The organism is Streptomyces sp. NPDC107546, from assembly GCF_055639175.1.
In genome coordinates this window covers 107,865-121,014 of the sequence record NZ_JBVKBA010000014.1, presented here as the reverse complement: position 1 = coordinate 121,014, position 13,150 = coordinate 107,865, and the positions used below count along the sequence as shown (strand labels likewise).

Below are 13,150 nucleotides of genomic sequence, written 5' to 3'. Positions count from 1 at the left end.
GGAGGGGGTGGGAGGTGCCACCCCCTCCCAGGGGTGTGGGGGTGGGCCGGTGTCAGCTGGCGGCCTGGGCGAGGAGGGGCTTGAGGGCGGGGTGGGCGAGGGCTTCCTCGGCGGTGGGGTCGTCGAGGACTTCCTGGAAGGCGGCGTCGAGCTTCTGTGCCTTGACGACCTGGGGCATGGTGAGGGTGCCCAGGGGGTTGAAGTAGGAGGCGGCCTGCTCCTGGCCGTCCTGGAGGATCTTCTTCAGGCGGGCGGTGGAGTTGCGGACGTTGTCCTCGAAGTCCGGGCGGTCCATGTCGGTCAGGGCGTTCATGCCGCCGGCCTCCTCGACCCAGGCGAACAGCTCGTCCCACTCGGTGGTGTGCTGCAGCCAGTCCGCGAAGTGCTCGAAGCCGACGGTCAGGATCGCGTCGTCGACGTAGGGGTCCCACTCGGTCTCGAAGGTGGTGGCCCACAGCAGCATCCTTCCGCCGTCGAAGACCACGTGCCGGGTGTCGCGCAGGCCGGTCTTGATGGTCTGCGCCGGGTCCTGGCGGCGCAGCTCCTCCACGAACCGCTGGACCGCCGCCCGGATCTCTTCCTCGTGTCCCGGCTTGATGTGGAAGTAGGTGGCCAGCTCGGAGACGACCCCGTCGGTGCGGCCCTTGCCCGCCTTCTTCGTGAGCGTCGCGGTCATGGTTTCCTCCAATAGGACTTATGCGTGAATGCGGTGGCATCTACGGCATCTGCGGTTGGTCACGAGTTCTGCGCTTTCGCGACCCTCTCTGTGAGACAGATTGCCTCACAACCCCTCTATGAGTCAACTTGTCTCATTGTGACCTGAGTCACAAGTAAGGTGCACCCTCGGCGACGTATTGGGGCCGGGCGCTCAGCCGAGCAGTACTACCGCGAACAGCAGATCCTCGAGTTGATGTGTCATCTCAACAGCGCCACGTACGGCGGGCGAGTTGATGTGTCAACCCGTCGCTATCATGGGGACATGGAGCAGCAGGCATGGAGTGAGCGCGAGCTGCGCGCCTGGCGGGCGTTCTTCCAGATGCAGGAGGTTCTGCGGTCTCGTATCGAGCAGCAGCTCCAGGCGGGCAGCGGCCTGTCGAACGCCGATTACACAGTGCTCGTCGCCCTGTCCGAAGCCCCGGGCGGACGGTTGCGTGCCTATGAGCTCAGCCACGAGCTGGGCTGGGAGAAGAGCCGCCTCCACCACCAGCTCACCCGCATGTGCAAGCGCGGCCTGGTGGAGCGCCGGAGCGGCGCGTCACGCGCCATGTACGCGGTGATCACGCCAGAAGGGCGGACCGCCCTGGGAAGAGCCGCGCCCAGCCATGCCCAGGAGGTGCGGCGCCTGGTCCTCGACCGTCTCACAGCGGTGCAGATCGACCATCTCGCTGAGATCTCCCATGCCATTCTTGACCATCTGCAAACCGATCATCCGGCTGTCAGCGAGTGACTCAGCAACGGCTCTCGCGCTGATCGGCGGGATGGTGAGAGCCGGTCACGAGCCGACCCGAGTGCTCTCGGCGCGGGCACGACACCAAAGCCAGCCCCTCGGCCACCGCGGACATCGAGATGATCCGTGTCCAGGGCGGTCCATGGCCCCGCAAGCTGACCGTCCTTGTCACGAACTGAGCTGGGCCGTGCTCGACGGGCGCACCGCGGGGCGTTGAAATGAGACCAGCGCTACGGCAACCAGGACCCACTCCAATGGCACCCACAGCAGAGAACCGGCGGTCGCGCCGTCCAGGGACAGCCGCGACCACATGGCTGCGCCGTGCCCTGAGCACAGCGCTCGCGGGGTTTCCGCTCGCCGCCGCCCTGCGCGGTGTCGTCGTTCTGGCTCTTCCCCTCCTGCTCGGGCTGTGGACAGGACACATGGTTCCGGCCGTGTTCGCCGGGATCGGTGCCCTGTGGGGTGTGGGGCAGGACGGTTCGTCCCCCTACCGCTTGCGCATGCAGCGACTGCTGGCCGTAGGGCTGGCCAGCGCCCTCGGCCTGCTCATCGGGGAACTGGCGCTGCGCAGTGGGCACACGGCGGCAGTGGCGGGCTGTCTGGTCTCTACCGCGGTGGTCGGGGGACTGATCAGTCTGCGTGGCCCCGTTCTCTCCGTGACCGGCATGCACTTGCTCCTCGGAACCACCGTCGGCAGCGGCATCGCCCTGTCCGGATCGTGGTGGCAGCCGCCCCTGACACTGCTGTCCGGAGTGCTCCTGGTCACCTTCTTGTCCACGAGCCCGTGGCTGTGGCGGCGGCACCGGATCGAGTCCGACTCCGTGCGCGCCGTGTACCGCACCGCCGCGCAGGCGCTGACGGCCGTCGGCACCCCGCACGCCGAGGCCGCACGACGCTCCATGACGCTGGCGCTCAACGACGCGCACGACGTCTTGGCCCCCGAGCTGGCGGCGGCAACCCGCCATAGGCCGGAAGATCCCGACACCAGTCGACTGCTCGACGCTCTGCGCCTGGCCGTTCGCCTCGGCGAGGTGGTGTCGGCGCTCGTGTGGGAGGGACGCCCCCTCCCGCCCGGCGTGGCCGACCTCCCATCGAAGATGGCCGAGCGCCTGCTTCCCGCAGGGAGGAGCACCGCCACCGGGCAGGGCCTCTTGCCAGCCGAGAAGGCGGTACCCGAGCGCAACCTGCGCTCACCCGCGGTACGAGCGCTCGTGGAACTGTGCGGGACAGCCGACGCGGAAGCCGGCGCGGATGTGGTCCTGTCGGTACCGGCACGCCCACGCCCAGGTCGGACCGTACGTCAGCGGTACGCCGTTCTGCTCTCCGCCTGTGTCCTCGTCGCCCACATCAGCGCCGTCCTGCTGCATGGCCCACGAGGGTACTGGCTGCCCATGACCGTGGCCTTCATCTACAAGCCTGACTTCGGCCCCGTCCTGCGCCGGGCGGTACATCGCTGCGTCGGCACGGTCGTCGGCGTCGCCGCGATCGGTGCGGTTGCCCTGCTGACCGGCAACACCCCGTACGCACTCGTCGGGACGGTGGCGGTCTTCGGCGCGCTCATGGCAGTAGGCGTCCGCCATCACTATGCCGTCGCCACCACCGGTCTGACCGGGATCGTCTTCGTCCTCGTCGATCTGCTCGGAGACCACCGGACGCTGTACGGCACCCGCATCCTGGACACCACCCTGGCCGCGGCCATCGTGCTGGTGGCGAACTTCCTGGTGTGGCCGGACTCCGCCGGCAGTTGGGCCGCGACGCAGACCGAAGCCGCTCTGATCGCCGTCCGCCGCTACCGCGACCTGGCGCCGAACGCCACGTCCGCCCAGCGCCAGACACTGCGCCGCGCCGCCTACCGCCGCCTGGCCGACGCCCGGCGCGCGGCGGCTCAGGCCCGCGCCGAACCTCTCCCGCCCAAGCGCACCCTTCCGGACTGGGAGGCAACGATCACAGCCGCCGAGCAGGTCTGCGACGCCGTTACAGCCGAGATTCTGGCCAACACTGCAGGCTCCGGAGGAGACCATTCGCCGGACAGTGCCTAGGCCCAGGCCCGCAGAGCGGCATCCACGACGATCTCCACCGTGTCACGCCCCAGACGGTTCCCGACGAAGAAGCGCTCGAAGAACAGCGGCCCGGCAGTGGCCATGGCGAATGTCTCGGGGGTGACGTCGGGCCGGAGCCGGCCGCGCTCGACGGCTGTGGTAACCGCGGGGCGCAGGGCGTCGGCGATCTGGTTCAGCAGTGACTCCCGGAGGTGGCGCATACCTTCGTCGTGCCGTGAGCCCCCGAGGACCGCGGCAAGGACGGCCCCCGATTGCTCGTCGTCCCAACGCTCGGCGAGCACGTTCAGGCGGTAGATGAGCTCCGCTCGCGGATCGTTGCCCGAAGCGGCCCGAATCTCCTCCGGCACCGGGGGCAGTGGGGGCATGCCGGCCTCCAGCGCGGCCAGGCGAAGCTCGAGAAGGCCGGGCCAGTGCCGGTAGACCGTGGCCCTGCCGACGCCGGCCCGGGCGGCGACCGCTTGATGCGTCACGGCCTCCAGCCCGCCCTCCGTGAGCAACTCGGTGGCCGCCGCGACCATGGCCTCGCGACTGCGCAACAGACGCGGATCAGTTCTGACCTGCATCTACTCCACCTTTCTGTGGGCGATGTGTCTTACAGCCCCACTATGAGCCATCCTGTCTCATAGTAAAGGAAAAGAGAAGCCCCAAGTCCGTACGACTCCCGCGGCGTGCGTCACATGTGAACGGCGGGTGCCGCGCTCTCGTCGTGCTGCGGCACGCCACGGCGGTACAGCAGCACGGTCACCACCAGACCCACCACGAAGACAGCCGCCGACCACCAGTACGCAGTGGAGTAACCCTCGAGACCGGCCTGCGCCAGGACGCCGGGGTCCTTGGTGTCACGGCCGGAGAGGTAGTTGGTGGCGGCGTCCGATGCCATCGTGCTGAGCAGGGCGACGCCGATGGACCCCCCCACCTGCTGGACGGTGTTCACGGCCGCGGACGCGACTCCGGCATCGGCCGCGGCCACGCCGGAGGTGGCCAGGCTCATCGCGGGCGCGATCACCGTGCCCAGTCCGACGCCGACGAGCACCAGCTGGGGCAGCACCTGCGTCATGTATCCGCTGCCCAGGTCCAGCGTGGTCATCCACACCAGGCCGGCGGCCGCGATGGCCATCCCCAGCGGAACCACCGGCTTGGGACCTATGCGCCGCACCAGGACGTTGTTGGCCACCGCCGACGCGGACGACGACGCCACGATCATGGGCAGGAAGGCGAAGCCCGTCTTCAGGGCGCTGTAGCCGAGGCTCTGCTGCAGGTAGTAGGTGAGGAACAGGAACACGCCGAACATGCCCGCGCCGGTGACGAAGAGGGCGGCGAAGGAGGCACCGCGGTTGCGGTCCAGCAGGACCCGCAGGGGCAGCAGCGCATACGCCGCCCTGGTCTGCCACCACACGAAGACCGCCACGAGTACGGCACCGATCGCCAGCATGCCCCAGGTCGCCGGCGAACCCCAGCCGTGCGTCTCGGCGTTCGAGAACCCGTAGACCAGGCAGAACAGGCCGATGGAAACCAGCAGAGTGCCGAGGACATCGAGCTTGGAGGACGTGTCGCGCGGCGTGCGGTGCAGCAGAGCGGCCCCACCGACGAACGCCACCCCCGCGAAGACCACGTTGACGTACATGGTCCAGCGCCAGTCCAGGTACTGGGTCAGCACCCCGCCGAGGATCAGGCCGATGGCTCCGCCGGCACCGGCGACCGATCCCGCGACGGTGAAGGCCTTCGCCCGCTCGCGCGGATCGGTGAAGGTGGTCATCAGGAGCGACAGCGCGGACGGGGCCAGCAGGGCGGCGAACAGGCCTTGGACGGCGCGCGCGATGACGAGCATGGCGAAACCGTTCGCCGCACCTCCCACCATGGAAGCGGCCGCGAAGCCGGCCAGCCCCACCAGGAAGGTCACCTTCTGACCGACCAGGTCCGCGACCCGGCCACCCAGCAGCAGCAGGCTGCCGAAGGCCAGTGCGTAGGCGGTGACCACCCACTGCCGGTCGGCGTCCGAGAAGCCGAGGTCGTGCTGGGCGGACGGCAGGGCGATGTTCACGATGGTGCCGTCGAGGACACCCATCAGCATGGACAGGGAAATAACCAGCAGGATCCACCAGCGGCGCTGGTGCGACGGGTCGACAGACGCATTCTCAGGTGCGGCCTCAGTGCCGCGAGCTGCGGCGATGGCGTTCTGGGACATGGGGACAGCCCTCCAGACAAGGACAGACACAAAGGGGGGAAGGGATCAGGTACGGCTGCGCGGCGGCGTGGCCGCTTCGGTGAACGGGTCGCGCGGGTGCTCCAGTTCGATGAGGCCGACGGTGTCCCGCTTGAGCAGGGAGGCCAGGAACCAGTCCACGAACACGCGTATCTTGCGGTTCAGCGTCGGGACACGGCTGCCGTGGTAGAGCCGGTGGAACCACCACGCCGGCCGTCCCTTGAGCTTGAGCTTGTTGAACAGGATCGCGACGCCTTTGTGGAGGCCGAGGCCGGCCACCGCGCCGAGGTTCTTGTGCCGGTACTCCTTCAGCGGTCGTCCGCGCAGAGCGGCGATCACGTTGTCGGCCAGCACAGGGGCCTGTCGTACGGCGTGCTGCGCGTTGGGCGGGCACCACGCGCCCTGTTCGCCGGCCAGGTCGGGGACCTGGGCGTTGTCGCCTGCGGCCCACACGTGATCGACATCCCTGACCTGCAGCGTGGGCAGGGTGTCGACGTGGCCGCGCGGGCCGAGCGGCAGGCCGAAGTGGGCCAGGGCGGGGTTGGGGCGGACGCCGGCGGTCCACACGATCGTCGAGGCGTCCGTCTCGACACCGTTCGCCAGTACCACGTGCTGGTCGGCGCAGGACTCCATGGAGGTTTCGAGGTACACCTCGATGCCGCGTGCCTGGAGCTTCTCCATCGTCCAGACACCGAGGTCCGCCCCCATCTCGGGCAGGATGCGACCGGCGGCCTCGACCAGGATGAAGCGCATGTCCTCCCTACTGACATTGCGGTAGTTACGGGCGGCGTCGCGGGCCATGTCCTCGACCTCCGCGATGGTCTCCACGCCGGCGAAGCCTCCCCCTACGAAGACGAAGGTCAGCGCCTTGCGCTTCACCGTCTCGTCCGACGTCGAGTCCGCCCGGTCGAGCTGGGCCAGGACGTGGTTGCGCAGGCTGATGGCCTCCTCGACCGACTTCATGCCGATGGCGTGCTCGGCCAGGCCGGGGATCGGGAAGGTACGGGAGACCGAGCCGAGCGCGACGACCAGGTGGTCGAAGGGCAGCTTGAGCGTGTCACCCGCCGCGGTGCTGACGTGGGCGACCTTGTCCGCCTGGTCGACGGAGACGACATCGCCGGTGACCACTTCCGCGCCGGTCAGAACGCCGCGCAGCGAGGCGACCAGGTTGCGCGGGGCCACGTTGCCGGCTGCCGCCTCCGGGAGGAAGGGCAGATAGGTCATGTACGAGCGGGGGTCCACGACCGTGACGGTCGCCTCGCCGCGGCGCAGCTTCTTCAGCAGGCGCATCGCGGTGTAGAGGCCGACGTAGCCGCCGCCGGCGATGAGGATGCGCGGCCTGTCCGGGACAGGGGCAAGGCTCATGACGGTTCCTTGTGCGTGAGACGGGACGTGAGAGCGTGCGGGAGCGGGTTCGGATGAGTCGGCCCGCGGGATGTGCCGGGTGCCGATGCGCTTGCGGAACACCCAGTACGTCCAGGCCTGATAGCCCATGACCAGCGGCGCGAAGACGGCGCCCACCCACGTCATGATCCCCAGCGTGTACGCCGAGGAGGACGCGTTGGTGACGGTCAGACTCCAGGCCTGGTTCAGCGTGGACGGCATGACGTCGGGATAGAGCGTCAGGAACAACGTGGCTGCCGTGGCCGCCACCGTGGCGGCGGAGAAGGTGAACGCCCACCCCTCCCGGCGAGCCCTGGTGCAAGCGAGTGCGATGCCCCAGGCCACCAGCGCGGCGAGCACCGTGACCAAGCTGCGGCTGTTGCCACGGTCCCCTTGCGTCCAGAGCAGGAAAGACGCGGCGGGCGCGGTGGCCGGAACGCCGAGCCTGAGGGCCAGAGTTCGGGCACGGTCACGGATGTCGCCGACCGTCTTGAGCGCGACGAACACCGCTCCGTGGACGGTGAAGACGGCCAGCAGGGTCACAGCGCCGAGCAGCGCGTACGGGTGGAACAGGCCGCTGAGGCCGCCGGTGTAGACGTGCCGCCGGTCGATGGCCACGCCGTGGACGATGTTGGCGAAGACCAGCCCCCACAGCAGCGGCGCCAGCAGCGAGCACCAGAAGATGGCGTGCTCCCAGTTCCGTTTCCAGCGGACGCTGTCGCGCTTGGCGCGGTACTCGAACCCCACCGCCCGCACGATCAGGCAGACCAGGACGGCGAACAGGAGAAGGTCGAAGCCGCTGAACAGGGTGGCGTACCAGCCCGGGAAGGCGGCGAAGGTCGCGGCGCCGGCCGCGATCATCCAGACCTCGTTGCCGTCCCAGACGGGCCCGATGGTGTTCAGCAGCACGCGGCGTTCGGGCTCGTCACGGGCGAGGAGCTGGGTGAGCACGCCGACGCCGAAGTCGAAGCCCTCCAGGACGAAGTAGCCCGTCCAGAAGAAGGCGATGAGCAGGAACCAGAAGTCGTGGAGGTGCATGGCAATAGTCCTGACGGCTGGTCAGTAGGCGAACGTGAGGATCTTGTCGTCGTCCTCGGCGGAGGACGGACCGCGCAACCGGGGGTCACGCTGCGGCGGCTGCTCGTCGAGCCGGGGCCCGGCCGTGGCGTACTTGACCATCAGCTTGACTTCGATGACGGCGAGGATCCCGTACAGGAAGGTGAAACCGATCAAGGTGGTGAGCATGTCCCCGGCGCTCACCCCCGGTGACACGGCGTCCGAGGTGCGCATCAGGCCGTAGACCACCCAGGGTTGGCGGCCCGTTTCCGTGAAGATCCATCCGAAGGAGTTCGCGATCAGCGGGAATCCCAGGGTCCAGACGGTGGCCCGCCAGGCCCACTTGGTCAGCACCGGCCCGAGGGCCCGGTTCTTGGTGAGCATCAGGTGCGGGACCTCGTCCGGCCGGGTGACGAAGTACGGCGCGATCCAGCGCCGGTTGCGGGTCAGCCACAGCCCCGCCACGCCGATGGCGACAGACGCCATCCCGAATGTGATCATGAACCGGTACGACCAGTACTCCAGCGGGACGTTGGGAAGGTAGTCCCCCGGTGCGCCGCCGTATTGCGCCGCCATGGCCGACGCCGCGTTGTTGATGCCGGTGACGGGAGTGTGCGGGTTGCTGTGGGCGAGGAACGACAGCAGGTACGGGATGTCGATGTCGACGGAGTTCTGGTGCTTGCCTACGTTCGGGACGGCGAACAGCGAGAACGGGGCGTTCGCCGCGGTGTTCCACAGACCTTCACCGGCAGCCATCTTCAACGGCTGCTGGTCGATCATCAGTTTGCCGAGGGCGTCGGCGTCGAGGACGGTGGCGAAGCCCGCGACGGCGAGCACGGCGAGGCCGACCCGCAGGGAGGTCCGCATGACGCTCACCCGTCCCGACTCCACCACGCCGCCCCGGGCCTGGGTGCGCTTTGCGCGCCACAGGTGCCAGGCGGCGATGCCGGTCACGAGCGCTCCCCCGGTGACGAAAGCGGCCGTGAGCGCGTGCAGGGCGGCGAACACCGCCGTGGGCTGCAGGAGCACCTCAGCGAAGTCGGTCAGCCGGGGCCGGCCGTGGTCCATCCGGTAGCCGACCGGGTGCTGCATCCACGAGTTCGCCGCCAGGATGAAGTACGCCGACAGCACAGTGCCGAGGGACACCATCCAGATGCAGAAGAGGTGCAGGCGTCGGGGAAGCCGGTCCCAGCCGAACATCCACAACCCGATGAACGTGGACTCGAAGAAGAAGGCGATGATCGCCTCCATCGACAGCGGTACCCCGAAGATGTCGCCCACGAAGCGGGAGTACGCCGACCAGTTCATGCCGAACTGGAACTCCTGGACGAGGCCGGTGACCACACCCATCACCATGTTGATCAGGAAGAGCTTCCCCCAGAACTTGGTGGCGTGGAAGTACTTCTCCCGCCTCGTGCGCACCCATGCCGTCTCCAGACCGGCCGTGATACCGGCCAGACTGATCGTCAGCGGCACGAAGAGATAGTGGTAGACGGTGGTGATTCCGAACTGCCAGCGGGCTATCGTCTCGGGTTCCATGGCCGTGTACACACTCTCTCCAGGGGGAATCCAGCAGGCGACTTTGTGAAAGTGAATACATTCACAAAGTCTCCTGCAGTTAGAGTCAGGGTCCTGGGAGGGAGCGGGGGGTGTCGCCTCCTCCCGGGGGTGTGGGGTCAGGCGGCGGCCTGGGACTGCGCGTCCTGCAGGATCTTCTTCAGGCCGGCGGTGGACTTGTGGACGTTCTCCTCGAAGTCCGGGTTGTCGGTGTTCTTGGAGAGCGCCTCCAGACCGCCGGCCTCCTCGACCCAGGCGAACAGCACGTCCCACTCAGTGGTGTTGGCCCACAGCAGCATCTTGCCCTCGTCGAAGATCACGTGCCGGGTGTCGCGCAGGCCGGTCTTGATGGTCTCCGCCGGGTCCTGGCGGCGCAGTTCCTCGACGAACCGCCAAGTGGCCGCCCGCAGCTCCTGCTCATGTCCCGGCTTGATGTGGAAGTAGGTGGCCAGCTCGGAGACGACCCCGTCGGTGCGGCCCTTGCCCGCCTTCTTCGTGAGCGTAGCAGTCATGGTTTCCTCCAATAGCACTTATGCGTGAATGCGGTGGCATCTACGGCATCTGCGGATGGTCGCGAGATCTGCGCTTTCTTCGACCCCCGTTGTGAGACAGATTGCCTCATAACCTCTCTATGAGTCAACTTGTCTCACTGCGACCTGGGTCACATTCACGTTGGCGCTCGCGGCGTGACCTCCTCATTCGCGATCACTGCCACCAGCACTCGACAGTTCCGTACGCCGTATGGTACGAATTATCTCGCTTCCATACGACGTATGGAAATTGCGCAGTGCCGCCGTATCTGTGGCCTGCGTCGAACGTCGGCCGCAGTCGGCCCTCACAAGGGGTTAATCACGCCGTTGCGGCCTCGACTACCGATGGCGCATCCATCACTCGCACCAGCAATCGCTGGGGAGCGGACTGCGCCCGCCTGAAGGGAAAATCATGAGGAAGCTCGCGAAGCGCTTCGCTCTCGCTGTCGCCTCCACCGCGGTCGCGGGTGGAGCCGTTCTCGGTGCCGGTGGCACCGCCTCTGCCGCGACGCCTGTGTCCGAGCATGTCCAGCGCTCAGCGGTGAGTATCAAGACCGACGGCCACCGCTGGGACCGCGATGTCTCCTACCGGCACGGCCACGAGTACAAGTACTGCCGGGACGACTACCGCGGCCGACAGCGCAACATCGGGGACAGGTACACCTATTGGGACCGGTACGACCGTCACGTTCGCTACTGCAGCTGGGACGACGAGTACCGCGGCTGGAAGCACGACAGGAACTACCGGTACGGCCGCGAGTCGAACCGGTACGACTACGACTGGAACCGGTACGACCGCAACTCGTATCGGAACGACCACGGCTCCTTTCGGAGCGACGGCGACTGGAACCGCTACGACCACGACGGGAACCGCAACCGGTGACACTGACGCCGCTTGCGCTGCGGACTCAGCCGTGCCCGTAGCTTGAACGCGCTTGAGGCGCCCGGTGGACGGGAGCGGGCTCAATTGGCCCCTTCTCGCCTACCGGGCGCCTCACGGCCTGCCCCGTAGGAACGAAGGAAGACCACGCATGACAGCCGCACGCACGGCTACCAGCAGATCCACTTCCCGCTGGCGCCACATATCCGGCTCGATGAGCCGCGCCGAGTGGGGTCGCGTCGCCGGAATGGGCGTCTTCATCGTCGGACTCCACGTCATCGGGTGGTTCACGCTGGTCGCGATCGTGGCGCCGGAGCACTACAGCCTGGGCACCAAAGGCTTCGGAATCGGCATTGGAGTGAGTGCCTACACCCTCGGCATGCGGCACGCCTTCGACGCCGACCACATCGCGGCGATCGACAACACCACTCGGAAGCTGATGGAGGAGGGCCGACGTCCCCTGTCGGTGGGCTTCTGGTTCTCCCTGGGGCACTCCAGCATCGTGTTCTTCCTGGCGCTCTTGCTCTCCCTGGGCATCAAAGCCCTCGCCGGACCGGTACGGGACGACGACTCCGAGCTGCACCACGTAACCCAGGTGATCGGTACGACCGTCTCCGGGACTTTCCTCTACATCATCGCCGTCATCAACAGCATCATCCTGGCGGATATCTGGGCAGTGTTCCGGCAGATGCGCTCGGGCCACTTCGACGAGGCCGCTCTGGAGCAGCAGCTCAACAATCGTGGCCTCATGAACCGCCTGCTGGGACGCGTGATGCAGTCGATCACCAGGCCTTGGCAGATGTATCCGCTCGGCCTTCTGTTCGGTCTCGGCTTCGATACCGCCACCGAGGTCGCACTACTGGTGCTGGCAGGCTCTGGAGCGGCATCCGGGCTGCCCTGGTACGCCATTCTCTGCCTGCCGGTACTCTTCGCGGCCGGCATGAGTCTGCTGGACACCATCGATGGTTGTTTCATGAACTTCGCCTACGGCTGGGCCTTTTCCAAGCCAGTGCGAAAGGTCTACTACAACCTCGTCATCACCGGCCTGTCCGTCGCCGTCGCGCTGATCATCGGCACTGCCGAGCTGCTGGGCCTGCTCGCCGACAAGGCCGGCCTGCACGGCGCGTTCTGGGCCTGGGTCGGTGGCCTGGACCTCAACATCATCGGCTTCGTCATCGTCGGTCTCTTCTTTGCCACGTGGGGTACAGCGCTGGCCGTGTGGAAGTTCGGGCGGATCGAGGAGAAGTGGACCGCTGGGCTGCGGCCGGCCGAACAGCGGGCCGACTGACAGCGGTAGTGCCCCTCCCCCATCGCCCGCCCGTGCCGCTCCTGGCGGCACGGGCGGGCGCAGCTGCAACGGTGCTGGGGACCGACCGGGTCGTCAGGCCCAGGCGACGGCGTCCTCAACGGGGACGCGGGGCAGCCTCGGGAACCACGGGTCGGCACCGGGATGACCGATGTTGACCACCAGATGTGAACGCCAGCTGGTACCCGTGAAGAACTCCTCGTCCACGCCGGCCCTGTCGAAGCCCGCCATGGGGCCGGCGGCGAGGCCCGCCGCGCGCACCGCGAGAAGGAAAACCCCCGTCTGGAGTGCGGAGTTGTAGCCCGCGATGCTTTCGCGCTTCTCGGTCTGGTCGGCGAACGCCGCTCGCAGCATCTCGCCGCGGGCCGGGAAGACGGTCGGCATCTGGTCGTGGAAGTCGACGTCGTACGCGAGGATCGCCACGGCCGGCGCACTGAGGGTCTTGGCCCTGTTGCCCTCGTCGAGATGCCGGACCAGTCGCTCCTTGCCCTCACGGGTGCGCACGAAGAGGACACGCAGCGGCTGGCCGTTGGCTGCGCTCGGCGACCAGCGGGCGAGCTCCCAGATCGTGGCGAGTTCGTCGTCGGTGACAGCCGTGGTGGCGAACGTGTTCGCGGTGCGGGCTTCGGTGAAGAGGATCTTTCGCCCGGCATCGTCAAGGACATCGAGGGGCTGTTGTTCGCGGTCGGTGATGCTCACGGTCTCTCTCTTGCTTCGGTGTGGGGATG

At 67.6% G+C, this 13,150-nt stretch carries 11 protein-coding genes and 1 pseudogene; 4 read left to right on the top strand and 8 right to left on the bottom strand.

Annotation, left to right across the window (positions count from 1 at the left end; translation table 11 throughout):
- Positions 1-52 precede the first annotated feature (52 nt).
- On the bottom strand, positions 53-676 hold the full coding sequence (locus ACZ7L1_RS21765; RefSeq protein WP_471439344.1) for a hypothetical protein: 624 nt from the start codon (positions 674-676) through the stop codon (positions 53-55).
- A gap of 303 nt (positions 677-979) precedes the next feature.
- Between ACZ7L1_RS21765 and ACZ7L1_RS21760 the strand changes: the two genes are divergently transcribed.
- Both ACZ7L1_RS21760 and ACZ7L1_RS21755 read left to right on the top strand, forming a co-directional pair.
- Entirely contained in the window at positions 980-1,447 is a 468-nt protein-coding gene (locus ACZ7L1_RS21760) for a MarR family winged helix-turn-helix transcriptional regulator (protein ID WP_471439343.1), read from the top strand.
- A 254-nt stretch (positions 1,448-1,701) separates the two neighbouring features.
- Entirely contained in the window at positions 1,702-3,486 is a 1,785-nt protein-coding gene (locus ACZ7L1_RS21755) for an FUSC family protein (RefSeq protein WP_471439342.1), read from the top strand.
- On the opposite strand, the gene ACZ7L1_RS21750 is transcribed toward ACZ7L1_RS21755, so the two are convergent.
- From ACZ7L1_RS21750 to ACZ7L1_RS21725, 6 genes and pseudogenes are all read right to left on the bottom strand, one after another.
- Entirely contained in the window at positions 3,483-4,070 is a 588-nt protein-coding gene (locus ACZ7L1_RS21750; RefSeq protein ID WP_471439341.1) for a TetR/AcrR family transcriptional regulator, read from the bottom strand. The two genes, ACZ7L1_RS21755 and ACZ7L1_RS21750, sit on opposite strands and share 4 nt — an antisense overlap.
- A gap of 110 nt (positions 4,071-4,180) precedes the next feature.
- Positions 4,181-5,692 carry an MFS transporter gene (locus tag ACZ7L1_RS21745; protein WP_471439339.1) on the bottom strand — a complete coding sequence of 504 codons (1,512 nt, stop codon included), beginning with the start codon at positions 5,690-5,692 and terminating at the stop codon, positions 4,181-4,183.
- Between the two features lie 45 nt (positions 5,693-5,737).
- Entirely contained in the window at positions 5,738-7,075 is a 1,338-nt protein-coding gene (locus ACZ7L1_RS21740) for an NAD(P)/FAD-dependent oxidoreductase (protein WP_471439478.1), read from the bottom strand.
- A gap of 108 nt (positions 7,076-7,183) precedes the next feature.
- Positions 7,184-8,131, bottom strand: a pseudogene (gene cydB / locus ACZ7L1_RS21735) (cytochrome d ubiquinol oxidase subunit II); the annotation flags it as partial.
- A 21-nt stretch (positions 8,132-8,152) separates the two neighbouring features.
- A complete protein-coding gene (locus ACZ7L1_RS21730) occupies positions 8,153-9,700 on the bottom strand; it encodes a cytochrome ubiquinol oxidase subunit I (protein ID WP_471439337.1) in 1,548 nt (515 codons plus the stop codon).
- Between the two features lie 125 nt (positions 9,701-9,825).
- Entirely contained in the window at positions 9,826-10,218 is a 393-nt protein-coding gene (locus ACZ7L1_RS21725; RefSeq protein WP_471439336.1) for a hypothetical protein, read from the bottom strand.
- 430 nt (positions 10,219-10,648) lie between these two features.
- Here ACZ7L1_RS21725 and ACZ7L1_RS21720 point away from each other — a divergent pair, with 430 nt between their 5' ends.
- Both ACZ7L1_RS21720 and nicT read left to right on the top strand, forming a co-directional pair.
- Complete coding sequence (locus tag ACZ7L1_RS21720; RefSeq protein WP_471439335.1) at positions 10,649-11,119, top strand: hypothetical protein; 471 nt, start codon at positions 10,649-10,651, stop codon at positions 11,117-11,119.
- A 211-nt stretch (positions 11,120-11,330) separates the two neighbouring features.
- Positions 11,331-12,404, top strand: a complete 1,074-nt coding sequence (nicT, locus tag ACZ7L1_RS21715) for a Nickel transporter NicT (RefSeq protein WP_471439333.1) — start codon at positions 11,331-11,333, stop codon at positions 12,402-12,404.
- 93 nt (positions 12,405-12,497) lie between these two features.
- On the opposite strand, the gene ACZ7L1_RS21710 is transcribed toward nicT, so the two are convergent.
- Positions 12,498-13,121, bottom strand: coding sequence for a malonic semialdehyde reductase (locus ACZ7L1_RS21710; protein WP_471439332.1), 624 nt, complete (start codon positions 13,119-13,121; stop codon positions 12,498-12,500).
- Positions 13,122-13,150 lie beyond the last annotated feature (29 nt).

Coding starts and splice junctions, on each gene's coding strand:
- ACZ7L1_RS21765 (WP_471439344.1), bottom strand. CDS start 676: ATGACCGCGACGCTCACGAAGAAGGCGGGCAAGGGCCGCACCGACGGG.
- ACZ7L1_RS21740 (WP_471439478.1), bottom strand. CDS start 7,075: ATGAGCCTTGCCCCTGTCCCGGACAGGCCGCGCATCCTCATCGCCGGC.
- ACZ7L1_RS21750 (WP_471439341.1), bottom strand. CDS start 4,070: ATGCAGGTCAGAACTGATCCGCGTCTGTTGCGCAGTCGCGAGGCCATG.
- ACZ7L1_RS21725 (WP_471439336.1), bottom strand. CDS start 10,218: ATGACTGCTACGCTCACGAAGAAGGCGGGCAAGGGCCGCACCGACGGG.
- ACZ7L1_RS21720 (WP_471439335.1), top strand. CDS start 10,649: ATGAGGAAGCTCGCGAAGCGCTTCGCTCTCGCTGTCGCCTCCACCGCG.
- ACZ7L1_RS21755 (WP_471439342.1), top strand. CDS start 1,702: ATGGCACCCACAGCAGAGAACCGGCGGTCGCGCCGTCCAGGGACAGCC.
- ACZ7L1_RS21760 (WP_471439343.1), top strand. CDS start 980: ATGGAGCAGCAGGCATGGAGTGAGCGCGAGCTGCGCGCCTGGCGGGCG.
- nicT (WP_471439333.1), top strand. CDS start 11,331: ATGAGCCGCGCCGAGTGGGGTCGCGTCGCCGGAATGGGCGTCTTCATC.
- ACZ7L1_RS21745 (WP_471439339.1), bottom strand. CDS start 5,692: ATGTCCCAGAACGCCATCGCCGCAGCTCGCGGCACTGAGGCCGCACCT.